Below are 23,798 nucleotides of genomic sequence, written 5' to 3' on the forward strand. Positions count from 1 at the left end.
GCCGACCGGCGGCGATGGCTGTGGGCCGGGGCCTGGTGCGATACTGTATCCATATACAGTATTTCGCCGGGTTTCCCTCATGAGCGCTCCCCTGCCCCCGCGCGGTCGCGGTACCGCCAGCAACCCCCTCAACCGCTTCGCCCCGACCCACAGCGAGGCCTTCGACGATGGCTGGGAGCAGGACGTGCCGCCGATCCAGCTCACCGAGGTGCGCGAGGAGATCGCCCGCACGGTGATCTCCCGCAACCAGTCGCCGGACCTCCCTTTCGATCGTTCGATCAATCCCTACCGTGGTTGCGAGCATGGCTGCATCTACTGCTATGCGCGGCCCAGCCATGCCTATTGGGACCTCTCGCCGGGGATCGATTTCGAGACCCGGCTGATCGCCAAGAGCAACGTCGCCAGCGCGCTGGAGCAGGAACTGAGCAAGCCCGGCTATCGCTGCGCGCCGATCAACCTGGGCGCCAATACCGACCCCTACCAGCCGCTGGAGCGCGAACGCCGCCTGACCCGCCAGGTGCTGGAGGTGCTGCTGCGCTTCCGTCACCCGCTGACCATCGTCACCAAGGGCTCGCTGATCCTTCGCGACCTCGACCTGCTGCGCGAACTGGCGGAGCAGAACCTGGTGGCGGTGATGATCAGCCTGACCACCCTCGACGACGAGCTGAAGCGCATTCTCGAACCGCGCGCGGCGGCGCCCTCGGCGCGACTGCGGGCGATCCGCACGCTCAGCGGCAACGGCATCCCGGTGGGCGTGCTCTGCTCGCCGATGATCCCGATGGTCAACGACATGGAGCTGGAGCGCCTGCTCCAGGCGGCGCGGGATGCCGGCGCGCGCAGCGCCGCGTACATGCTCCTGCGCCTGCCGCGCGAAGTCGGCCCGCTGTTCGAGGAATGGCTGGCGGCGCACTACCCGCAACGCGCCGAGCATGTGATGAGCCTGGTCCGCCAATGCCGTGGCGGCGAGGTCTACGACAGCCGCTTCGGCCACCGCTTTCGTGGCCAGGGACCGTTCGCCGACCTGCTGGCGCAGCGTTTCGCGGTGGCCATGAAGCGCCTCGGGCTGGAGCGCCGCGAGGGCTTCGGGCTGGATTGCAGCCGGTTCGCCGTTCCGGGGGCGCAGATGGCGTTGTTCTAGCGTTTTCCCCGCGGTGCAGCATTTCGTATAGGGCGGAGTAGCGGCGGAGCGTGCCGGTGGCGATATCCGCCCTGCGGGAAGAACCGCTGCCGCCGGGAAGCCGGAAACGTCGGAAGCAGCCGTCCCGGCGAACGCTCGACCTTCAGGCCGGTCGGGTCAGCGCGCCAGCCCCCTCAACGAAACGGCGACCCGAAGGTCGCCGTCGCGTTCGTGCCGGTAACGAGGCCGATCAGGCCTTGGCGCAGCTCGGCGGCGCCCAGTCGCCCATGTCCGGGCTGTTGCAGACTTCCCGGATCATGCCCTGGCCCTGGGAGGCCACCTTGTTGCCTTCGCTTTGCGCGTCCTGGGCCTTGCGGATGGTCTGCTCGGTGGCGACCGCTTCCTTCGGCACCTTGGGATTGCTGCCGGTCTTGGGCTTGCTGCCGCCTTTCGTAGTGCTGGCGCGGTTCTCGGCCTCGGCGACCTTGGTCACCTCGGCGCGCGGTACGCCGACCTGCTGCAGGTCTTTCTCGTAGGCCTGGGTGTAGTTGCTGATGTTCTCGCCGGCACGGCCGTTGGCGGCGACCAGCAAGGCGTTGGTCTCCTGCAGGCCGCTGACGATCTCGGCCAGGCGCTTGCGCCCTTCGGCTTCGTTGATCGACTTGTTCTTGCGACCGTCGAGCAGAGCCTTGAACTGGCTCTGGTAGCAGCTTTGCGCCGACTTGGCGTAGGCCACGCTACGGTTGATCTCGACGGTGCTGCGGTCGACGTCGGTACCGTAGGAGCCGATGCGCGCGCGGTCATCGCTGATCTGCTTCTGCTTCTCCATGTAGTAGCCCGCCGCGCCGCCGGCCAGGGCGCCGCCTGCGGCAGCGAGGGCGGCATTGCGGCCGCGGTTCTCGTCGCTGGCCAGGCCGCCGGCCAGGCCGCCCAGGAGGCCGCCGGTAATGGCGCCGGTGATGGCCGAATTGCGCACTGCGTTATCGGTGCTGCGCAGGTGCGACACCGGCTCGTAGCAGGACGGGTAGTATTCCGCGCGGGTGGTCTGGGCGACCGAGCCGACGCCGCTGCTGGCGCAGCCGCTGAGCAGCACGCCGCTGGCGGTCAACAGGCAGAGCGCGTAGCGCGCCGAGGTGATCAAACGGTTTTCGCTGGGTTGGCTCATTGCATCTCACTCCTGGTTTGATGAACCGCCCGGCTGCCGAGAGGGGCCGGACGGAACTCCTTCAACGCCCGCTGGACGCGAGCAATTCCTTCAATACCGCCTCCGGCTCGGCCCGGTGCTGCTGGCGATAATCTCCGACGTGTTTGACGAACAGGGTCGCGCGCTTGACCAGGCTCTTGCCCAGAACCGGGTTGCGATTGAGTTCTTCCTGGATGCGCTGGAACTGCGCCTGGATCACCGCGTCGGTGTAACGGGTGCCGGTGGCGAGGTTGTCGATGTAGATGGCCAATGCGCCATCGAGGGCGCTGCGCCCGTTGGCGATGGCGCCGGCATAGAGCTGGGCGGTCGCCTGATCCCTGGCTGCCACGGCTTTCTCCCTGTCCTTCTTGAGGTTGGTCAGGCGTATGTTGTAGTTGTTGATCGTCTCGGCGACCAGTGCCGCCGACTGTATCAGGTTTCCGGCGGCCTCTTCGCGCTGCCGGGCGATCAACGAAACGTTACGCTTGAGCTCCTCGTTTATCTGGGCCAACTGCGCCTGCATCTGCGGGTCGCGGGTGGCGGCAATGATTCCGTCCAATTGCTTGGTGGGATCTTGAGCGTCATCGATGGCATCGGTCAATGCCGCTAGTCGGCCTTCCTTCTGCCATTGGGCGAACAGCTCGGGATAGCGCGAGCGCGGCGCGGACAGCGCGCCGATGGCGACGCGGAAACCGGTGGTCTCGTTGCGCTGTTCGCTGCCGTCGGCGGCGAACAGCGGGTATTCGCGGCGCATCCCGGTGAATAGAGTCATCTCGCCTTCGAGATAGTTCCCGCCCTTCACCACGAAACCGCCATATGTGCCCTGCCGGCGACCGGCGTGGACCAGTTGGAAGGACTCCTGGACCATCTCCGCGGCATTGCCGATCACGTCGAACAGGCCCAGCGGGTTCGGCCGCTTCATCCCTACCGGCAACAGTCGCGCGGCCTGCCCGGTGCCGCCGGCGACCTGGTTGTACACCGCCCAGTCGCCCAGCGGGCCTTCCTGGTCGCTGCCCTCGACCTTGCGCGGGAACAGCCGGCCTTCCAGTTCCTGGCGGCTTACCGCCTGGCCGCCGCGCGCGGCGAACTCCCACTCGACCTCGGTGGGCAGGCGGACGAAGCCGATGCCGCCGTCCTCGGGATTCTTGCCGCGGCCGCTGACCGGCAGCAGTTCCGGGTGGTTCTTCAGCAGCCAGGCGCTGTACACCGCGCCGAAGCGTTCGGCGTCGAAGCGCGAGAGGTTGACCTTGGGCAGCCGCGCGGCCATCCCGTCCGGCACGTCGCAGGCCGGCGCCTCGCCCTGGCCGGAGAGCGCGGCCGCCTGGCTCATCACCGCGGCGTACTGGCGGGCGGTCACCTCGTACTTGCCGATGAAGTACAGCATCGGCTTCAGCGGGGTGCCGGCGGCAGGCTTCGGCAGGCTGGCGGAGAGCTTCTGCTGCCAGGCCGGTGCCAGGTCGGCGAGGCTGAACTGGCCGTTCACGTAGTCGCGCCGGTAGCCGGAGATGAACGACTGCTGGTAGCCCGCCTCGCCTTCGTTGAAGGCGTAGCCGAGGTTGACCTCGCGATCGTCGAGGGCGCCTTCGGCGAGTACGTAGACATGCCGGAAGACCATCTCGCCGCCACACGGCAGCGGCAGGGCGACGTCGTCGGCCAGCGGCTTGGGATTGTCCGGCGAGTCGCCTTCGGCCCAGGCCGGCGCGGCAAATGCCAGGCAGGCGCCGAGGGCGAGCGGAAGAATGGCTTTCTCAAACATCGCGTAATCCCTCTGCGGCTTCGATCCGCGCCGCGCGCCAGCCGCCGCTGGCGGCGGCCAGGACGCTGCACAGCAGCGTGGCGAGCAGCGCCGTCAGGTAGTGGCTGGGCAGCAGGCGGCAGACGAACTCGCCGCTCTGGTTGTCGAACAGGTGGTTCAGCGCGCCGGCCGTGGCGGCGTACAGCAGCCCGGCGAGGAACAGGCCGAAGACGGCGCTGAACAGCGCCAGGAGCATGACGAAGCCGACCAGCGCGGCGGTCGGGAAGCCCAGCAGACGTAGCACCGCCAGGGCGCGGCGCTTGCGTTCGACGGCGGCCAGGCTGCTGGCGGCGATGGCGGCGAAGGCACCGCCGATGGCCAGCGCGGCGACGATCCAGAACACCAGGCCGAGGTTGCGGCTGAGGCTGCGCACCTGGGCGATGGCCTCGGCCTGGGTGGCGACTTCCACGCCACTCGCGACGAAGTGCCGGCGCAGCCCTTCCACCGCATCGAGGTCTCGGGCGTACAGGCGGAAGCCCGGGTAGATGCGTGCGCGCGGGGTCTCGCCGGCCTTCCCCGGCCAGCCGTAGGCGGCCACCGCGCGACCGTCGCGATAGTCCTCGGCGGCTTCCAGCAGGGCCAGCGGGGCGAACAGCGCGTCGCGGGCGAAACGCTCCTGCGGCAGCACCGCGAGCACTTCCAGCTCCAGGCGCTGGCTCTGTGCCTGGCCATCCATGCGCCGGCCGATGCGCGCGACGATGCGCTCGCCAGGCTGGGCGCCGAGTTTTTCCGCGGCGCCGTGGCTGAGCACCACGCGGGTCGGCCGGTCGGGTTGCGGCAGGCCGGCCAGCAGCGGGTCGCCGGCGGCGCTGGGAATCATCTCGACGCTCAGGGCGGTCTCGCCGCCGCCGCTGAGGTCGGCGGTGGCGGCGATCTGCCGGGTGCGCGGCACGGCGAAGGCGACGTCCGCGCGTGCGGCCAGGGCGGCGATGTCCTCGGCACGGTAGCGGGCGCCGCCGACCGGAATGATCTCGCGCACAGAAGGCGCGCGCTCCAGCCGCTCGGTGAGGGTGCTGACCAGGCCGTACTTGAGGCCGAACAGCACCAGCAGCGGGGTGATCACCGCCGCCAGGGCGAAGATCGCGCAGAGCGACAGGCGCGCCTCGCCGCGGTAGTCGGCCCAGGCCAGCGAGAGCAGCAGGCCGGCGCGCATCAGCCAACTTCCTCGAGGCAGGCGCCGACGCTGTCGTCGGCCTCGCGTTGCCAGCGGATGGCCAGGACTTCCAGGCCGGCGGCGCGAGCCAGGCGCTCGTCGTGGGTGGCGACCACGGTGCAGGCGCCGCGCTCGCGGGCCTGCTCCACCAGCAGGCGCATCACCCGTTCGGCGTTCAGCGGGTCGAGCGCCGCGGTCGGCTCGTCGGCCAGCAACAGGCGCGGCGCATGCGCCAGGGCGCGAGCGATGGCGACCCGCTGGCGCTGGCCGACCGACAGCGCCGCCGGTTTCTTGTCCAGCTGGTCGCCGATTTCCAGCCGCTCGGCCAGCGCCTGTACGCGCTCGGCGGACGGGGCGCCGAGCAACGCGCAGGGCAGGCCGATGTTGCGCCGCACATCGAGGAACTCGAGCAACCCGCCGCTTTGCAGCACGTAGCCGCAGTGCTGCCGGCGCAGCGCCGCCAAGCGGTCCTGGCGGCCGTCGCGCCAGAGCGCGGCGATGTCCTGCGGGCGTTCCCCGGCGAGGAATTCGAAGCGCCCGCCCGGGTCCGGCGCCAGGGCCAGCGCCAGCAGGTCGAGCAGGGTGCTCTTGCCGCAGCCGCTGGGGCCGACGATGGCCAGCTGGCGACCCGCGCGCAATTCCAGCGCCGGCACCCGCAGGCGGTAGCGCTGGCGACCGGCGCCGTGGCTGCGGGCGACCTCGTGCAGGCGCAGGATCATGGCAGCGTCGACAGCGGCACGCGGTACAGCGCGTCGCCGGCGTCGGCGTCGCCGAACCGGACCCAGTTGGCGACGTCGTTGTGGAAGGTTTCGTAGAGGCGGATCTTCGACTCCAGTTCGTCGATGAAGTCCTGCTGTTCGGCGACGCTCAGCGACAGCCAGAGGTCCTGGGTCATGTTCAGCGACTTGCTGCGGTACGGCAGGCCTTCCAGGTATTCGCCGAGCACGCCGCTCTGTGCCAGGTTGCTGCCCTTCACCAGTTGCGCCGGGTCGCGGCTCATGTAGGCGCTGGCGCTGGCGATTTCCTGGAAGAAGTCCTTGGGCGAGGTCTGGGTGCGCTTGGCCGCGTCGACGATCAGTTTCAGCGACTGTTGCAGTTCGTTGAGTTGCAGCTTGCTCAGCAGCACGCAGACCTGGAACGCCGGCAGCGCCGGGTTGGTCAGGTCACGGTCGGCGGTCCAGGCGGTGACGACCTGCGGCGCGCGCACCGGGTCGCGGCGACCGAGGAATTCCATCTGCATGGCGTAGCCGATGGCCGCCGACTTGCTCGCCACGCTTGGCGCGGCGTCGAAGCGCGGCGCCTGCGGCTTGCGGTTGCCGGCGTCGTGGACCAGGTCGGCGAACACCGTGCCGATCTCCTTCACCGTGTTGCCGAAGGCGTTCACCTCGCCGCCGGCCACCGGGATGTAGAGGTCGGCGATCTTCGGGTTGGCGTCGGCGGTGAGGCTGCGGTACTGCTGCTCGGCGTAGCCGTGGTTGTTCTTCCCGGCCGGGGTGCGCAGGTGCAGGGCATAGATCTTCACGCCCTTGCGCAGCGCCGCCTGGCGGACCTCGGCCTCGTTCATCTGGGTGCGCCCGAGCGGGTCGTTCTTGCGCAGCGCGCCGGCGTCGGTGACCAGCAGCACCACGCGCCCGGCGTAGGGCGACCAGTCCATTTCGTCGACCGCCTGCATGATCCCGGCGAAGGCGTCTTCGTTGAACGAGTGGCTGGAGACGTCGGTGGCGCGCACCTGGCTGCTCAACTCGGCGAAGCGCTGCGCGTCGTTGCCCGGTTGCAGCGGCACCAGGGTCTTGCTGACGTATTCCAGGCCGGGGGTCTTGTCGGTGTTGTTGCGGAAACCGACCAGGCCGAAGCTGACCTTGTCCAGGTCGCCGCGCTCGCCGATCTGCCGCTGCAGGCCGTCGATCACCTCGCGCACGCGGTCGATGTAGGGCTGCATCGACACCGAGGTGTCCACCACCAGGACGATGCCGGTGCGGAAGGTGTCGCTCGCCGCGCCGCTGGCGCCGCCCTGCCCGGCCTGGCCCGGCGCCTGGGGTGCCGCGGCGCTGCCGCCGGGGTCGATCGAGGCGACCTCCAGCAACTGCGCCGGCTGGCCGTCGGCGTCGAAGCTTTCCTTCGAGTCGAAGATCGGCAGCAGGTAGAACTGGTCCTGGGGGATCGCCCGGTCGTTGGGCTCGACCGCGACCACCTGCGGATCGCCCTTGTGATCCACCGCCTGGGTCAGGGTGTCGCGCGCTGCGCGGGTATCGCCGAGCAGGCGCTCGACCTGCTCGGCGCTGTTGAGGAACATCACCGGCGCGCGGCCGGAGCGTTCGGTGAACTTCAGCACCAGGCTCTGCTTCCAGTCGCTCACCGCGCTGGCCGGCAGCCAGCCGTCGCCCTCGCCGTTGCTGGAGGCGCCGACGCGCAGCCAGGGGCTGCCGCCGACCTGCTTGCGGGCGTACACGTAGAGCACCGAGAAGGCCGGCACCGCGCCGGCCCGGGGCGGGCCGCCAGCCTCGGCGGAGATGGCCGCGCCGGGTTTGGTCAGGACGCGCTGGAACAGGGTCTTCTTGCCTGGCATCAGCAGCGGACGCTCGCCGCCGTCCTGTTCGGCATCGGCCACCGGGGTCTGCTGCTGCGGCTTGTCCGCCGGCGTCTGTCCCAGCGGCGCTGGATCGGCAGCGCTCGGCGCGTCGCCCGAGCCCAGCAGCCACCAGGCGCCGCCGCCGATCGCCAGGAGCACGGCGGCCGCGGCGGCGGCGATCAGCGGCGTGCGGCTGCCGCCGGCACGCGGCTTCGCCGGTGGCAGCGGAGGCGGCGGGGGCGATGGCGGTTTCGCCGCTTGCGATGGCGGAGGCGGGGGCGGCGTGGCGCCGCCGGCGCTGGGCGTGACCGGCGGCAACTGGATCGATACCGGTTGCAGGCCGCCGAGGTCGGCGGGCGGCATGGGCGCGGGTTCGGCCGGCGGCGGGTTGCTCGCTCGCGGCGAGCCCTGCGGCGTCGCCAGCGGACGGATCTGGGTGGCTTCCAGGGCGCTCGGCGCCAGGCGGTCGAGGGCGGCGATCAGCGCGCCGGCGGTTGGGAAGCGCTCGGCCGGGTCCTTGGCCAGCAACTGGCGCAGGATGTCCTGGTAGCGGCCCTGCTCGATCGGCAGTTCCGGCAGCGGCTCGGTGAGGTGGGCCAGGGCGGTGGAGAGCGAATCCTTGCCGTTGTAGGGCAGCTTGCCGGTGAGGATCTCGTAGAGCACCACGCCCAGCGCGTAGAGGTCGGCGCGGCCGTCGATCTCCTGCCCGCGGGCCTGCTCCGGGCTCATGTAGCTGGGGGTGCCGACGGCGAAGCCGACCTGGGTGAACTGGGTATTGTCCTCGATCGACTTGGCGATGCCGAAGTCCGAGAGCACCGCGGTGCCGTCGGCGCGGAACAGGATATTGGCCGGCTTCACGTCTCGATGCACCAGGCCCTGGGAGTGCGCGTAGCCGAGCGCGGCGGCCACCTGCCGTACGTAGACCAGGCCCAGCTCGGGATCGAGGCCCTGCTGGATGCGCTCCTTGAGCGTGCCGTTGGGCAGGTATTCCATGGCCATGTAGTAGCAACTGCCGACGTTGCCGATGTCGTGGATGGTCACCGTGTTCGGGTGCGACAGCCGCGCCAGGGTCCGACCTTCGCGCAGGAAGCGTTCGGCGAAGCTCGGGTCGGCGGCCAGCGCCGCGGCCATCACCTTCAGCGCCACCTTGCGCTGCAGCGAGCGCTGGGTGGCCAGGTAGACCGTGGCCATGGCGCCTTCGCCCAGCTCGCGTTCGATGTCGAATCCCGGAAGTTCTATGTCCATGTCCGTCTCAGAAGGCCCTGACCACCAGGGCCGTGATGTTGTCCGGGGCGCCGCGGGTCAGGCCCAGGTGGACCAGGCTGCGGACCACCGCATAGGGATCGCTGTGGCTGAGCACGTCGCGCAGTTCGCTGTCGTCGGCGGTCTTGTTGAGGCCGTCGCTGCAGAGCAGGAAGCTGTCGCCGGGCAGCACGTGCAGCGCGGCTTCCGACAGTTCCAGTTGCTCGTGCACGCCGACCGCGCGGGTGACCACGTTGGCGCGCGGATGGTGGCGCGCCTCTTCCTCGCTGATCAATGCGTTGTCGAGCAGCTCCTGGACGTAGCTGTGGTCCCGCGAGATGGCTTCCAGCACGCCGCCGCGCAGGCGGTACAGGCGGCTGTCGCCGGCCCACAGGCAGCTCGCCTGGTTGCCGCGCGCGGCGAGCAGTACCAGGGTGCTGCCCATCACGCTGACGCCACGCAGGCCGGCCTCCTGGCGAACCCGCTCGTTGACCTGGGCGAGGCCGGTGCGCAACGCGCCGACATAGGCCGGTAGCGAGGAGGCCGCCGGGATGCGCCGCAGGGTATCGACGATCAGGCTGCTGACGAAGTCGCCGGCGGCGTGGCCGCCCATGCCGTCGGCGACCACCCAGAGTCCCGCCTCGGGGGCGTCGAGACTGGCGTCTTCGTTGACCTTGCGGACCATGCCGACGTGGCTGTAGCTGGCCGACCTGTAGTAGCTGACTGAGTTGGGCACCATCAGTTGTCCTTAACCGGGTATGCCGGGAAAGAGCGGGATCACCTCGCCCTCTCCGGTGAGGAATCGTCCGAACGCCGGCGCCGGCGGCAGGCCCTGGTAGCGCATCAGGCCGGCGGAGATCCGTGCCGAGCCGCGTCCCCACCAGTGGCTGGCGCCGTCGCAGGCGTGCTGGGCCAGCGCGGCGAGGCGCTGCGCCGGGGTCACCGCTTCGCTGCGCAGCAGGTTGCCGCTGATCAGCGATTGTTCGATGCGCGGTCCGCAGGGCGGTGCCGGGAGCTGCGCCACCGCCTGCTCGAAGGCCTCGACCTCGGCCTCCGGTTCGAGGGTGGAGAGCAGCAGGCTCTCGACCTGTTCGAACCAGCCGTCGTCGCCGCCGACCAGCCCGCCGAGGTCGGCGTTCGCCGGTAGCAGGCAGGCGACGGTCAGCGGGAAATAGCGACCGACCCGGTCGATGCTCGGCATCACCACTCCGGTCACCGCTTCGCCGCCGAGCAGGCCGGGGGCGATGGCGAAGCGCCACAGCGGGCTGGTCAGGTAGGCGTCGAGCCAGGCCGCGCCGAGCTCGTCCTGGCTGGCGCGCATGCCGCTGGCCAGCCAGGCGTCCCAGGGTTCGACGAAGGTGTTCGGCAGGCCGCGGCTGACGAAATCGCCGCGGCCGGCCAGCTTGCCGTAGAAACCGACGCTGTTCAAAGGCGCTCCGGGAGGCTGAAGCCGGACACGACCCGGCTCTTGAAGGGGTTGAAGGCGCTGCTGGCGCGCAGCTCGCAGGCGATGCTGGAGCCGTCGATGCGCAGCCGCAGGGTGAAGCGGTCCGGCGAGTTGCCGCGTTCCAGGTCCGACTGGTCGAGCAGGCGGAACCAGGCCCAGGGGCCTTCCAGGGTCAGGCCGGAACGGCCGCTGCTGGGCGGCGGCGTCACCGTCAGGCGGACCACGCCGAGGCCGTTGGCGCTCGGCCACTGCATCGCCACCGGGCGGCTGGGGCCGTGGTCGTAGGTCAGCTGCTGGCCGTCGAGGTCGAGGATGAACTGGCTGATCGCCGCGTCCATGGTCACCGGCTTGAGCTCGAAGCGCACCGTCGGTTGCATGCCGCCGGAGCGGAAGAAGGCGTCGCGGATCGCCGCTGCGCGCTGGAAAGTGTGCAGCACGCCGGGGTTGATGCCGAGCTTCTGCGCCGCGCCGGGCTGCCAGCGCCACGTGCTGGCGGAGGTGTCGACGTAGGGTTGCAGGTACTGGCGGAAGTAGCTGTCCATCACCCCGCCGGCACCGAAGAAGTGGCCGAAGTCTTCCAGGGTGGCGTCGCGCGAACTGCCGGCGGCGATCGGGTAGCGCCCGGCCAGGGATTGCCGGTAGACGCTGACCACGTCGCTGATCCAGGCCGCGTTGAGCTGGTTGCGCACGCTGCCCATCATGCTGCTGGTGGTGGAGTTGACCACGTTCTTCACCAGGCCCTGGACCACCGGCGGCTGGCGCTCGGCGCTGAGGGCCACGCGCGAGGCGGCGGCGGCCACCTGGTTCTTGGCGTCGCCGAGCAGCGAGTCGCCGCTGGCTCCGGCCATGGCGCTGACCTGCACGTAGAGCGCGTTCATGTCTTCCAGCAGGCTGTCGATCGGCGCCGGCTCGTTGCCGCCCTCGCCCTTGCTGACCAGGCTGTTGAGTTCGGCGAAGTGGGCGCTGATCGGGTCGCTGTCGACCTGCCGCGGCTGTTCGCGGGCGCCCTCTTCCTCCTGGCCGACCAGCGAGCCGAGGCGCTGCTTGAGCTTGTCCACGGTGCCGTCGGCGGCCTTCTTCACTTGCGCGGCGACCAGCCGGTCGCCCTTCTGCAGGTCGGTCTCGCGGGCCACCGCCTCGAGCAGCTTGCGGAACGGCGAGGTCGGTCCGGAGAGAATGCGCAGCACGTCGGCGGCCTGGGTGACATTGGTGATCGGCACTACGGTAAGGTCGGCGAGCAGGTCGTCCCACTGCCGCAGGTAGTCCTGGAAGTACAGGCGACGCACGTCGAGGGCCAGGTTGGCGGCATCGCCGGCATCGTTCAGGTCGCGCCCGAGCACCCACTGTTCCTCGGCGATGGTGCCGGCCTGGCTGAGGCTGGCGGTGAGGAACACCTCGCGATAGCCGCGGTAGGTGAAGAAGCCGCTGAGCGGGTCGGTGAGCGGCTTGCCGCTCTTGCGCGCGAACACCAGCGGCGCGTCGCGGCCGGCGGCGTCGCTGATGCGGAAGTCGGGCACGTCCTTGGGCAGCCTCTGCCGCTTGACCCGGTCGTAGATCCGCTGCGCCACCGGCAGTTGCTGCAACTGGCGGCGCAGGTCCTCGACCAGGTCCTGGTCCAGGCGCGCCGACGGCGGCCGTCGTTCGAGCAACGCGTCGAGGTGCGCGTGCAGCGCCTGGCGCTGTTCCGGCGAGAGGTCGCGCGGCAGGTTGCGTTCCCAGTCGAGGCTGATCCAGGCCTTGATGAAGTCGGCGTCGTAATGGTCCGGGCTGCCGAGCATCAGGTAGGCCTTCAGGCCCTCGTAGAGGAAATCGCTGCTGCCGCCGGAGCGCAACTGTTCCTCGATGCGGGTCACCAGGCGCGGGGCGAACACTGCGATCAGCAACTTGCGGTAGACGCTGGCGGACTCCTCGCCGAGCATGTCGCCCTGGTACAGCCCGTAGCCTTCGGCCCAGCTCGGCGCGTCGCCGGCGAGATTCTGCACCGCGTTGAGCTGTGGCAGTACGGCCAGGACGTCGCGCTGGGCCGGGCTCAGCGACTCGATGCCGCGCGCCAGCGGGTCGACGCGCTGGTCGACCGCGGCGATGTAGCTCTGGTTGGCGCGGTAGCTGGCGATCCATACCGCCGTCACCGCCAGCACCACCAGCGCGGTGGCGCTCAGCGCGCCGATGGTCAGCCACTTGCGGCGGCGCTCGACCTTCGGGTTGGTGCCGACCAGGCCGCGTTCGCCGAACGCCACTTCGCGGAACAGCCGCTCGATGAAGTAGCTGCGCCCGGTTCCGGTCTGCCGCGCCAGGTGCTGGCGGTCGAGGTTCATCGACTGCGCCATGCTGCCGATCAGGCGGTCGATCGGACTGCCTTCCTGGGTTCCGCTGGTGAAGTACAGGCCGCGCAACAGCGGGCGTTCCTCGTAGGGGTTGGGCTTGAACACGCCGTTGAGGAACTCGCCGAGGCATTCGCGCAGGGCGGCGAATTGCTGCGGGAAGCCGTAGACCAGGTCGCGCCGCGCCGGGTCGCGCTCCTGCTGCAGGCGTTCCACCAGGCGCGCGGTGAGACGCTGTTCGAGCAGGGCGAATTCGCTGTCGAACACCGCCAGCGGGCCTTCCGCGCTCTTGCCGTCGTCGAGGGCGAAGGTCATCCCCCAGACCTGCGCGCGTTCCTCGCGGTTCAGGCTGTCGAAGAACTCCATGAAGCCCGGCACCAGGTCGAACTTGGTCAGCATCACGTAGATCGGGAAGCGCACCCCGAGCTGCTGGTACAGCTCCTGGATGCGTGCGCGGATCGCCTGGGCATGGGCGGCGCGCTCGGCGTCGCTGCCCAGCAGCAGGTCGGAAAGGCTGATGGCGATGAACGCGCCATCGATGGGGCGGCGCTTGCGCTGGGTCTTGAGCAGGTCGAGGAAGCCCAGCCAGGCGGCCTTGTCCACCTGGGCGTGGCTGTCCTGGGTGGTATAGCGGCCGGCGGTGTCCAGCAGCACCGCTTCGTCGGTGAACCACCAGTCGCAGTTGCGCGTGCCGCCGACCCCGCGGATCGCCCCGGCGCCCATCTGCGCGGCGAGCGGGAAGTCGAGGCCGGAATTCATCAGCGCGGTGGTCTTGCCCGAACCGGGCGGGCCGATGATCACGTACCAGGGCAACTCGTACAGGTTGCGCCGCTCGCTGCCGCCCAACTTGGCTCGCTTGAGCAGGGCCAGGGCCTCGTCCATGCGTTGCTTGAGGGTCGCCAGCTCTTCGGCGGTGGCGACGCTGGCGGCGTCCGGCGCGCTGACCTCGGCGAGACTCTGCATGACCTTCGCCGCGTTGCGCCGGGCCTGCACGATGCGCAGCACGCGGAAGCCGATCCAGACCAGGAACAGCAGGACGATCAGCACCCAGCGGCTGGTCGCCGAGGCCAACGGTTCGTAGTTGCCCAGGCGCAGCAGCGGGCCGAGGAACCAGATGATCAGGCTCAGGGCGAGCAGGCCGAGCACCGGCACCACCCAGCGCGCGAAGAAGTTGAGGAAGCCTTTCATTGCGCGCCCTCCGCGAATACGGTGATTTCCACCCGGCGGTTGCGTGCGCGGCCTTCGGCGCTGGCGTTGCTCGCCACCGGCTCGGTGTCGCTGCGCCCTTCGGCGGTGAAGCGGCCGGCGTCGCCGGTGGTCGCGCCGAGCAGGTCGGCGACCTCCTGGGCGCGGGCCTGGGACAGTTTCCAGTTGGACGGGTAGCGCAGCGTGGCGATCGGCCGGTTGTCGCTATGGCCGGTGACCAGCACCTGGCCCTTGACCTTGCGCAGGGCGTCGGCGATGCGCAGCAGCAGCGGCTGGAACTCGTCGCGCACGCTGGCGCTGGCGCTGGCGAACAGCTCGTCGCCGCGGATGGTCACCACCGAGCGGTCGACGGCGTCCTCCACCGCCACCCGCTGGGCCTTGATGTCGTCGGCGAGGAAGCGCGCCAGGCGTGGCCGCTCGATCACCCGCGGCTGCACCGCCGGGCGGTCGATGGCCTGCACCGGGATCTCGCCGATGGCGTGGATGCGCTTGAACACCGGCTCGGCGTCGGCGGCCAGCTTCATCCGCAGGCCGAACAGCAAGGCCAGCAGCAAGGCCAGGCCGATGGCGATACCGACCCACGGCGGCAGGTATTGCGAAAGGCGGTCGCGCATCACGCTGAGGCCGCGCCAGTGCGGCGACAGTTCGTGCTCGTACTCGCCGCGGGTGCTGCGGATCACCGCCGCGGTGCGCTCGCGCAGCGCCTCCAGTTGGCTGCGGCCGTCGTGCATGACCCGGTAGCGGCCTTCGAAGCCGAGGCTGGTGCACAGGTACAGCAGCTCCAGCAGGTGCAGGCGCTGGTGCGGGTTCTGCAGGCAGTGTTCGAGCAACTGGAAGACCTTCTCGCCGCCCCAGGCCTCGTTGTGCAGGGTGATCAGCAGGCTCTGCTTGCCCCAGTCGCTGGTGCTGCCCCACGGCGTGCTGAGCACCGCTTCGTCGAGGGCGGTGCAGAGCACGTAGCGCGCCAGCATCACTTCGTCCGGCGCCACGCCGGCCTGGCGTGCCTTCTCCTCGAACTGGCGCAGGTAGCCGAGCAGTTGCGCGCGCAGGCTGGCCGGCGCCGGATGGGCGATGGTGTTGCGCAGGCGGGTGAGCATCGCCAGCAGTGGGCCGGCGGCCTGCTCCAGCGGGTTGAGGCCGTCGCCGCGGCCGCTCAGCGGCGCCAGGCTGGCCATCGGCGGCGGCGTGTAGGGATCGCCGCCGCGGGGGCCGCCGGCCGGTTCCGGGGCGCGGCCGCCGGGACGCGGCATGATCATGGTGCGGTCGTCGGGCGGGCTTCCGTTGCCGCCGCCGGCCGGGGTGCCGAAGGGATCGTCGATGGGAGGCATCGTTGCTTATCCTCGAATGGCCCAGAAGGCCAGGTTCAGCCCGGGGAACTGGCCGGCGATGTGGAAGGCGAAGCCGCCGGAGTGCGTCAGCTGCTTCCAATGCGCGCTGCCGCGGTCCAGTTCGAAATAGGTGGAGCCGGCGTGGTAGGGGATCTGCCGCGGCGCCACCGGCATCGGCAGCAGGCCGATACCCGGCAGTTGCAGGTTGACCAGGTCGCGGATGTGCTCCACCGAGCCGACCTTGGCCTGCTGCGGGAAGTGCCCGCGCAGGCTCTCGCCGGGGACGTCGGCGCGCACCACCAGGACGAAGCTGGCGTTGTCGATCAGGCTGCGGTCGCTGAGCATCGCGACGTGCACGCCGTAGGCCTTCTCGACGATCGGGATGGCGATCGCCTTGGCGTCGATCACCGTCGCCAGCGCCTGGCGCAGGGCGAGCATCACCGGGGCGAAGCTGGCGGCCAGGTCGTCGTGGTTGTACACCGGGTACTCCTCGGGACGCCGCTGGCTGGCGGTGAAGGTACAGAACTCGCCGGCCAGGGCCACCAGTTCGCGGTACAGCTCCTGCGGGTGCAGCGGGCGCACGCGGGACAGGTGACCGGTGAGGGCCTCGGCGCGGTTGACCAGTTGCAGCAGCAGGAAGTCGGCGATTTCCGAGGCGCCCCCGGCGCTGGATGCCACCACCCGCCCGGCGAGGGCTTCGCCGCGCTGGTGGAGCAGGCCCAGCAGCTCCTTGGCGAAGGACGCCAGGGGCGGCGCGGCGGCAATGTCGAGCACCGGCGGCAGGTAGTCCTCGTCCAGGCTCAGGGCCTGGTCCGCGCGCTTCTCGCGGACCCGCGCGACGCCCACCGCGGCGTATTCGCCGAGGCCGTCGCGCTCGGTCAGCAGGCGGAACGCCTGGCTGCCCAGGGCCACCGGGGCGCGGCTCTCGAAGGCGGCATTGTCGTCGCGCACTTCCTGCACCTGGCTGACGTAGCGGGCGCCGCCGAGGGCCTCGCCCTCCTCTACCGTGTCGCGGGTGCCGACCCGCTTCAGCGGCAGGCCGAGGTAGACGATGCCATCGCGCAGGCTTTCCTCGACATTCAGCGGCGCCGGCGCCGGATCGTCGGCGGGGATGTTGAACGGCGTACCATCCGGCAGCACGCCGCGGGCGCTGACGATGGCCAGCTTGCCCTGGGTCAGCAGGGCATCGTCCAGCTTCAGCTCGGAAAAGCCCCAGCCGCCCGCCAGGAGCGAGCGGCAGCGGCCATCCACCAGGGTTTCCAGGTAGCGGTCGTGCTGCTGGAAATGTTGTGGCCGCAGGAACATGCCTTCGGACCACACCACGCGGTTATTCCAGGACATAGGGACTCCGAAGGTTCAGGGCGCGGGACGCGCGACGATGCCGATGGCCTGCGCGCCGAGCGTGATGTCGAGATGGCTGGTGCGTTGCCCCGGCACGTCGAGGACCTGGCGCCAGGTGGCGCGGTCGAGGTCGCGGTAGGCGGCGACGAAACCGAGCTGGCGGGTCTGCTCGTCGAGCGTGCGTTCGATGCGCCGTTCCTCGCCCGGACGCAGGAGGAACTCGTCCTGCTCCACCAGGTCGCCACCGAGGGTCGACTGGGCGTTGTCGGTGAGGGCGAAGTAGTCGGCGCGGCCGAACGCGGTGTCTTTCTTCAGCTCGTACAGCCGCAGGCGCAGCGGCGCCGCCTGGCCGGCGGCGGACGGGTTGAGGTTCGGTGCGGCGTGGAGCCAGATCACCACCCGGGTCGGCGGGGTTTCCGGCGGGCTGGACGAACAGGCGGCGAGCAGCAGCCCGAACAGCGCGACGATCAGTTTCTGCATGGTGTCGTCCTCATTGACGTTGTTTCTCCTGGTGTTCGTTGGCGTCAGGAACGCCGTAGTCGAGCGCTGTGTTCCTCGTAGGCGCGGCTGAATTCGCGGCCGAAAAGCTCTTGGAAGTCGTCCTCCGCCTCGCGCAGGATCTTCGCGTACAGCTCGGTGAAACTGTCCCAGTTCTGTGCCTGGCGGGCCCCCGGCAGCAGGCCGGAAAGCCCGGCCGGCTTGCCGAAGCGGGCTTCCAGCGCGGCCGGTTCGAAGCGCGCCAGCAGGTGGCGGATGGCGGCCTGCACGCCGGCCATCACCGCCAGCTGGTGTGCCTTGAGGTCTTCGAAGCTGTCGGCCACCGCGCGATCCGGCGCCATGAACGCCTGGTTGTCGCGGCGCAGCAGGAGCAGCATGGCCTCGTCGACGTTCGGCGCGAACTTCAGCGGGTTGTTCTGCACCGGCTGGATCATGGTCTGCGCCATGCGGAACTCGCCCTTCAGGCTGGCCCGCGCGCGCAGCACGTCCACCAGTCCTTCCACCAGGCCGCGATAGCTGCGGCCGATGGCTTCCATCTGCGCTTCGGCGCCGGCCGGGTCGACCTTCAACTGGGTCATGCCGGCGCCGCGCAGGAACGCTTGCAGCAGGTTGCCGCCGGCCGACGCGGCGGCGCTTGCCGGCGGCGTCGGCGCCGCCACGCTCGCTGGCTGTGGCTGTGGCTGTGGCTGTGGCTGTGGCTGTGGCTGTGGCTGTTGGGTGATCCCTGGGTCGGCGAAGGGCATCGCCAGCGGCGTCGGTTCGGCCGTCGGCAGCGGCTGGGCGACGGGCGTGGCGCTTGGCGCGGGCGTGTTGCCGAGCAGTTCGGCGAACGGGTCCCAGTCGGCCGGAATCAGCGGTGCGCCGCCAGCGGGCGGTGGCGCCGGGGTGGTCGCGGGGGGCGGCGGGATCACCGGTTCCGGCGGGCGGAAGTCGTGCTGTTCGGCCGGTACATGGTCCGGACGCGGCGCCGCGCCGGGCGGCGGCGGGGTGAGGAAGTCGAACAGGTCGGGCTTGGTGTCCAGCGGCGAGCCGCCCTGGAAATGCGCCGTCACCGCGGGGTGCGGGGTGGGCGCCGGTTCGGCGAAGGCAGGCGCCGATCCGGCGGCCTGCCGGCTCATCAGGGCGTCGAAGCTGGTGAACGGATCGGTCTGCGGATTGCCGCTGCCGGGCAGGGCGATGTCATGGCCGAGCTGGACGAGGATGTCGTATTCGCCGAGGCGGACGGTCTCGCCGTCCTGCAGCGGCTCGCTGTTGCCGCGGCGCAGGCGGTGCCCGGCATTGACCAGCAGCACGCCGTTGGTGCTGGTGTCGGTGAGGTAGTACACCCCGTCGCGGTTGAGGATGGTGCAGTGGCGGCTGGAGACCAGGCGCTCCGGGTCCGGCAGGACCCAGTCGTTGTCCGGGCCCCGACCGATGGTCAGCTGTCCCTGGTCCAGTACCTTTTCCGAACACTGACCGGGGGTCAGCTTGTGGTAGCTGGTGATGGTCAATCGCAGCGGCATTGCTACTCCTTGCATTGCCAGCGCCCGGCTCTTCCAGGCGCTCACCCCCGTGCCCGAGGGATTTCGGTTCGCATCCAGGCTGGCCCGACGGCTTTCCGGCGTTTCGTCGCCTCGGGAAGACACATCGGGTGATACCGGATTATAAAAGACTAATCCTACGTCTTTTAAAGATTTGTCCGATCTGCGGTGTCATGCAACTAGTGGCGTTGTGCCTTCCTTGACAAGCCTTGCGGCATGCCACAAGAATTTTGCCAACCTTTCGAGTCATCCGATATTCATCAATGGCTCCTACAAGATCCGACGGAGTGGATCTTACAAGCGAAGGTGAGGGCCGCGCAGCGGCTTCGATGATAGGGAGATCGTCACCGTGCTGGATGTACCCGTTTTGCTGGCTGCCGTATCCCCGGACTCGCCCTGTGGCGACGATCTGGAGTACGACGCCGCGTTCCTCGAACTCGAACGCATCGCCCAGGGCCAACCCGAGCGCCAGATGGGCGATGCCGTGCTGCCCGCCGAGCCGCCGGAGTGGCCGCGCGTACGCGCGCTGGCCAGCGAACTGTTCGGCCGTAGCAAGGACCTGCGGGTAGCCAACCTGCTGCTGCAGAGCAACGTCGCCCTCGACGGCCTGGACGGGCTCGCCGACGGCCTGCTGCTGGTCCGCGAGCTGCTCGGCCAGTACTGGGACGGCGTCTATCCGCTGCTCGACGCCGATGACGACAACGACCCCACCTTCCGTATCAACGCCCTCACCGGCCTGGTCGCCGAACCGCTGCTGCAACTGGTCTGGGCGATCCCGCTGGTGCGCTCGCGGGCGTTCGGCCCGGTCAACCTGCGCGCCGCGCTGAACGCCGCCGGGCTGCAACGCTTCGCCAGCGAGACCCTGAGTCCCGAGCAGATCGCCGGCGCCTTCGCCGATGCCGACGCCGATGCGCTGGCCGCCACCCGGCGCGCCCTGGAAGGCGCCCAGGAACATGCCCTGGCCATCGAGAGCGGCGTCGCCGAACGGGTCGGCTCGGCCCAGGGACTCGACCTCGGTCCCCTTCGTCAACTGCTGCGCCAGGCCCTCCAGGTGTTCGACCTGTACGGCCCGCAGGGCGCCGGCGAGCCCTTGGCGCCGGGTGCCGAAGCGGCCGCCGACGAGCAGGGGGGCGCCGCGCCTGTCGCAGCCGTCGCCGCGCCGGCACCGCGAGCCAGTGGCGAGATCGCCAACCGCGAAGACGTCCTGCGCCAGCTCGACCGCCTGCTCGAGTATTACGTTCGCCACGAGCCGTCGAGCCCGGTGCCGGTGCTGCTCAAGCGCGCCAAGACACTGGTGACGGCCGACTTCGCCGAAATCGTGAGGAATCTCATCCCCGATGGGATTTCCCAGTTCGAAACCCTGCGAGGCCCGGAAAGCGAGTAACGCCTAGCGGCCGTCCGGGCCAACGCTGCAAGCCGCCGGGGCGATTCCGACGGCGCTAACAACCGCCGTCGCGCGAGGGAGAAACAAGATGGGAAGCACTACCAGCAGTCAGAAGTTCATCGCCAGGAACCGGGCGCCACGCGTGCAGATCGAGTACGACGTGGAGTTGTACGGTGCCGAGAAGAAGGTCCAGCTGCCCTTCGTCATGGGCGTCATGGCCGACCTCGCCGGCAAGCCCGCCGAACCCCAGGCGGCGGTCGCCGACCGCAAGTTCCTGGAGATCGACGTGGACAACTTCGATGCCCGGCTGAAGGCGATGAAGCCGCGGGTGGCCTTCAACGTACCGAACGTGCTGACCGGCGAAGGCAACCTGAGCCTGGACATCACCTTCGAGAGCATGGACGACTTCAGCCCCGCCGCGGTGGCGCGCAAGGTCGATTCGCTGAACAAGCTGCTCGAGGCGCGTACCCAGCTGGCCAACCTGCTGACCTACATGGACGGCAAGACCGGCGCCGAGGAAATGATCATGAAGGCGATCAAGGACCCGGCCCTGCTTCAGGCCCTGGCCAGCGCGCCGAAGCCCAAAGACGACGAGCCGCAGGCGTAAGAGGATTCCAGCATGGCCGAATTGAGCACCGAGAACCTGGCCCAGGGCCAGACCACCACCGAGCAGACCAGTGAGTTCGCCAGCCTGCTGCTGCAGGAGTTCAAGCCCAAGACCGAGCGCGCCCGCGAAGCGGTGGAGACCGCCGTGCGGACCCTCGCCGAGCATGCCCTGGAGCAGACCAGCCTGATCTCCAACGACGCGATCAAGTCGATCGAGTCGATCATCGCGGCGATCGACGCCAAGCTCACCGCGCAAGTCAACCTGATCATGCACCACGCCGACTTCCAGCAACTGGAAAGCGCCTGGCGCGGCCTGCACTACCTGGTCAACAACACCGAGACCGACGAGCAACTGAAGATCCGCGTGCTGAACATCTCCAAGCCGGAGCTGCACAAGACCCTGAAGAAATTCAAGGGCACCACCTGGGACCAGAGCCCGATCTTCAAGAAGCTCTACGAAGAGGAATACGGCCAGTTCGGCGGCGAGCCCTATGGCTGCCTGGTCGGCGACTACTACTTCGACCAGTCGCCGCCGGACGTCGAGCTGCTCGGCGAGATGGCGAAGATCTCCGCCGCCATGCACGCGCCGTTCATTTCCGCCGCCTCGCCGACGGTGATGGGCATGGGTTCCTGGCAGGAACTGTCCAACCCGCGCGACCTGACCAAGATCTTCACCACCCCGGAATACGCCGGCTGGCGTTCGCTGCGCGAGTCCGAGGACTCCCGCTACATCGGCCTGACCATGCCGCGCTTCCTGGCGCGCCTGCCCTACGGGGCGAAGACCGATCCGGTGGAAGAGTTCGCCTTCGAGGAAGAAACCGACGGCGCCGACAGCAGCAAGTACGCCTGGGCCAACTCGGCCTACGCGATGGCGGTCAACATTAACCGCTCCTTCAAGCTCTACGGCTGGTGCTCGCGGATCCGCGGCGTCGAGTCCGGCGGCGAGGTGCAGGGCCTGCCGGCGCACACCTTCCCCACCGACGACGGCGGCGTGGACATGAAGTGCCCGACCGAGATCGCCATTTCCGACCGCCGCGAGGCGGAGCTGGCGAAGAACGGCTTCATGCCGCTGCTGCACAAGAAGAACACCGACTTCGCCGCCTTCATCGGCGCGCAGTCGCTGCAGAAACCCGCCGAGTACGACGATCCGGACGCCACCGCCAACGCCAACCTGGCGGCGCGCCTGCCCTACCTGTTCGCCACCTGCCGCTTCGCCCATTACCTGAAGTGCATCGTTCGCGACAAGATCGGTTCCTTCAAGGAGAAGGACGAGATGCAGCGCTGGCTGCAGGACTGGATCCTCAACTACGTCGACGGCGACCCGGCCCACTCCACCGAGACCACCAAGGCCCAGCACCCGCTGGCGGCGGCCGAAGTGGTGGTGGAGGAAGTCGAAGGCAATCCGGGTTACTACAACTCGAAGTTCTTCCTTCGCCCGCACTACCAGCTCGAGGGACTGACGGTATCGCTACGCCTGGTATCCAAGCTGCCTTCGGCCAAAGAGGCCTGAGGCATTCAACGACAGCGCCTGCCATGGTGGCGGGCGCTTGCATAGCGTAGTGGCGCGAGCCACACGGGAGGAAAGATGGCTGTTGATATGTTCATCAAGATCGGCGACGTCAAGGGTGAGTCCAAGGACAAGACTCACGCCGAGGAAATCGACGTGCTGGCATGGAGCTGGGGCATGTCCCAGTCCGGGTCGATGCACATGGGCGGTGGCGGCGGCGCCGGCAAGGTCAACGTGCAGGACCTGTCGTTCACCAAGTACATCGACAAGTCCACGCCCAACCTGATGATGGCCTGCTCCAGCGGCAAGCACTATCCGCAGGCGAAGCTGACCATCCGCAAGGCCGGCGGCGAGAACCAGGTCGAGTACCTGATCATCACCCTGAAGGAAGTCCTGGTGTCCTCGGTGAGCACCGGCGGCAGCGGTGGCGAGGATCGCCTGACCGAGAACGTGACCCTGAACTTCGCCCAGGTCCAGGTCGACTACCAGCCGCAGAAGGCGGATGGCGCGAAGGACGGCGGTCCGGTCAAGTACGGCTGGAACATCCGCCAGAACGTGCAGGCCTGATGAGCCGGCTGCCGGTCATGGCGTGGCCAGGCCATGCCGTGGCCGGTGCGAGCGCCCGCCATGCCGGGTGCCGAAGGCGCGCGCGGCGCGCCGCGGACCTCGTCCGCCCGACCTCCTGCCGGAGGTACTGAATTCCACCGGGTCGTCCGTCGCGTCCGCCGGGCGCCATGGCCGACCCTTCATTCGCATCCGGGCGCCTGGGCTCCCGGCTACAGGGAAGTATCGCGATGATCGCCGAAGAACTGTTGCGCGCCGGGCGCCTGGACGATGCCTTGAAAGCCTTGCAGGAACAGGTGCGCAGCCAGCCGTCGAACGCTACCCTGCGGATCTTCCTGTTCCAGCTGCTGGCCGTGATGGGCCAGTGGGCGCGGGCGCAGAACCAGCTCAAGGTGGTCGGCGAACTGGATGCCTCGGCGCTGCCGATGGTACAGACCTACTCCACCGCCATCGACTGCGAGGCGCTGCGCCGCGAGGTGTTCGCCGGGCGCCTGACGCCGGTGATCCTCGGCCAGCCGGCGGAATGGATCGCGCCGCTGTTGCAGGCCCTGAGCCTGGACGCCGAAGGCCATGGCGAGGCCGCCCAGGCCCTGCGCGAGCAGGCCTTCGACGCCGCGCCGGCGGTGCCCGGGCGGATCGGCGAAGCGCCGTTCGCCTGGCTGGCGGATGCCGACACGCGCCTCGGCCCGGTGCTCGAGGTAATCGTCAACGGTCGCTATGCCTGGTTGCCGATGAGCAACCTGCGCAGCCTCAAGGTCGAGGCGCCGAGCGACCTGCGCGACCTGGTCTGGCTGCCGGCCGAACTGACCCTGGCCAACGGTGGCGCCACCGTCGCGCTGCTGCCGGCGCGCTACGCGGAAACCGTCGAGCACGGCGACGACGCCGCGCGCCTGGGGCGCAAGACCGAATGGCTGGACAGCGGCCTGCCGGTCGGCCAGCGGCTGTTCGTCACCGATGCCGGCGAGACCGCGCTGTTCGACCTGCGTGAACTGGACTTCGAGCCGACGGACGCCTGAC

The 23,798-nt window shown here is 69.4% G+C and carries 18 protein-coding genes; 6 read left to right on the top strand and 12 right to left on the bottom strand.

All coding sequences use genetic code 11. From position 1 onward, the window contains the following. Positions 1-79 precede the first annotated feature (79 nt). Positions 80-1,138: a PA0069 family radical SAM protein gene (locus ACYAF3_RS11815; protein WP_088003201.1), complete on the top strand. Its 1,059-nt coding sequence runs from the start codon at positions 80-82 to the stop codon at positions 1,136-1,138. A gap of 229 nt (positions 1,139-1,367) precedes the next feature. Here ACYAF3_RS11815 and tagQ read toward each other — a convergent pair whose 3' ends face one another. From tagQ to tagH, 12 genes are all read right to left on the bottom strand, one after another. After that, positions 1,368-2,282, bottom strand: coding sequence for a type VI secretion system-associated lipoprotein TagQ (gene tagQ, locus ACYAF3_RS11820; RefSeq protein WP_003106614.1), 915 nt, complete (start codon positions 2,280-2,282; stop codon positions 1,368-1,370). A gap of 61 nt (positions 2,283-2,343) precedes the next feature. Further along, positions 2,344-4,056 (bottom strand): type VI secretion system-associated regulator TagR, encoded by a 1,713-nt coding sequence (tagR, locus tag ACYAF3_RS11825; RefSeq protein WP_003106615.1) that lies wholly within the window; start codon positions 4,054-4,056, stop codon positions 2,344-2,346. After that, a complete protein-coding gene (gene tagS, locus ACYAF3_RS11830) occupies positions 4,049-5,248 on the bottom strand; it encodes a type IV secretion associated ABC transporter permease TagS (RefSeq protein WP_003083634.1) in 1,200 nt (399 codons plus the stop codon). Before tagS ends, tagR begins: the two co-directional genes overlap by 8 nt. Continuing rightward, positions 5,248-5,967: a type IV secretion associated ABC transporter ATP-binding protein TagT gene (gene tagT, locus ACYAF3_RS11835; RefSeq protein WP_003114657.1), complete on the bottom strand. Its 720-nt coding sequence runs from the start codon at positions 5,965-5,967 to the stop codon at positions 5,248-5,250. The genes tagS and tagT overlap by 1 nt, the downstream gene beginning before the upstream one ends. Next, positions 5,964-9,062, bottom strand: a complete 3,099-nt coding sequence (ppkA, locus tag ACYAF3_RS11840) for a serine/threonine protein kinase PpkA (RefSeq protein WP_016252829.1) — start codon at positions 9,060-9,062, stop codon at positions 5,964-5,966. Before ppkA ends, tagT begins: the two co-directional genes overlap by 4 nt. Before the next feature lie 7 nt (positions 9,063-9,069). After that, positions 9,070-9,798 carry a serine/threonine phosphatase PppA gene (pppA, locus tag ACYAF3_RS11845; protein WP_003106965.1) on the bottom strand — a complete coding sequence of 243 codons (729 nt, stop codon included), beginning with the start codon at positions 9,796-9,798 and terminating at the stop codon, positions 9,070-9,072. A 9-nt stretch (positions 9,799-9,807) separates the two neighbouring features. Next, on the bottom strand, positions 9,808-10,488 hold the full coding sequence (gene tagF, locus ACYAF3_RS11850; protein ID WP_003106966.1) for a type VI secretion system-associated protein TagF: 681 nt from the start codon (positions 10,486-10,488) through the stop codon (positions 9,808-9,810). Beyond that, positions 10,485-14,015 (bottom strand): type VI secretion system membrane subunit TssM, encoded by a 3,531-nt coding sequence (gene tssM, locus ACYAF3_RS11855; RefSeq protein WP_105579359.1) that lies wholly within the window; start codon positions 14,013-14,015, stop codon positions 10,485-10,487. Before tssM ends, tagF begins: the two co-directional genes overlap by 4 nt. Then, positions 14,012-15,361: a DotU family type VI secretion system protein gene (locus ACYAF3_RS11860; RefSeq protein ID WP_003118500.1), complete on the bottom strand. Its 1,350-nt coding sequence runs from the start codon at positions 15,359-15,361 to the stop codon at positions 14,012-14,014. Before ACYAF3_RS11860 ends, tssM begins: the two co-directional genes overlap by 4 nt. 6 nt (positions 15,362-15,367) lie before the next feature. Beyond that, positions 15,368-16,702, bottom strand: coding sequence for a type VI secretion system baseplate subunit TssK (tssK, locus tag ACYAF3_RS11865; protein ID WP_003115052.1), 1,335 nt, complete (start codon positions 16,700-16,702; stop codon positions 15,368-15,370). Positions 16,703-16,717: 15 nt separating this feature from the next. Then, complete coding sequence (gene tssJ / locus ACYAF3_RS11870) at positions 16,718-17,182, bottom strand: type VI secretion system lipoprotein TssJ (RefSeq protein ID WP_003083660.1); 465 nt, start codon at positions 17,180-17,182, stop codon at positions 16,718-16,720. Between the two features lie 44 nt (positions 17,183-17,226). Further along, on the bottom strand, positions 17,227-18,702 hold the full coding sequence (gene tagH / locus ACYAF3_RS11875) for a type VI secretion system-associated FHA domain protein TagH (RefSeq protein WP_073668294.1): 1,476 nt from the start codon (positions 18,700-18,702) through the stop codon (positions 17,227-17,229). A gap of 367 nt (positions 18,703-19,069) precedes the next feature. Between tagH and tssA the strand changes: the two genes are divergently transcribed. The 5 genes from tssA (at position 19,070) to tagJ (ending at position 23,797) form a co-directional block, all read left to right on the top strand. Beyond that, a complete protein-coding gene (gene tssA / locus ACYAF3_RS11880) occupies positions 19,070-20,104 on the top strand; it encodes a type VI secretion system protein TssA (RefSeq protein WP_003104975.1) in 1,035 nt (344 codons plus the stop codon). 88 nt (positions 20,105-20,192) lie between these two features. Next, the gene (tssB, locus tag ACYAF3_RS11885; protein ID WP_003083666.1) at positions 20,193-20,711 is read left to right on the top strand and encodes a type VI secretion system contractile sheath small subunit; all 519 of its coding nucleotides are present in this window, start codon (positions 20,193-20,195) and stop codon (positions 20,709-20,711) included. Positions 20,712-20,723: 12 nt separating this feature from the next. Then, entirely contained in the window at positions 20,724-22,220 is a 1,497-nt protein-coding gene (gene tssC, locus ACYAF3_RS11890; protein WP_003104973.1) for a type VI secretion system contractile sheath large subunit, read from the top strand. Between the two features lie 75 nt (positions 22,221-22,295). After that, on the top strand, positions 22,296-22,784 hold the full coding sequence (gene hcp, locus ACYAF3_RS11895; protein WP_003083670.1) for a type VI secretion system receptor/chaperone Hcp: 489 nt from the start codon (positions 22,296-22,298) through the stop codon (positions 22,782-22,784). A gap of 167 nt (positions 22,785-22,951) precedes the next feature. Then, on the top strand, positions 22,952-23,797 hold the full coding sequence (gene tagJ, locus ACYAF3_RS11900; RefSeq protein WP_003119488.1) for a type VI secretion system accessory protein TagJ: 846 nt from the start codon (positions 22,952-22,954) through the stop codon (positions 23,795-23,797). Position 23,798 lies beyond the last annotated feature (1 nt).

This window comes from Pseudomonas sp. TZ252 (assembly GCF_056110345.1).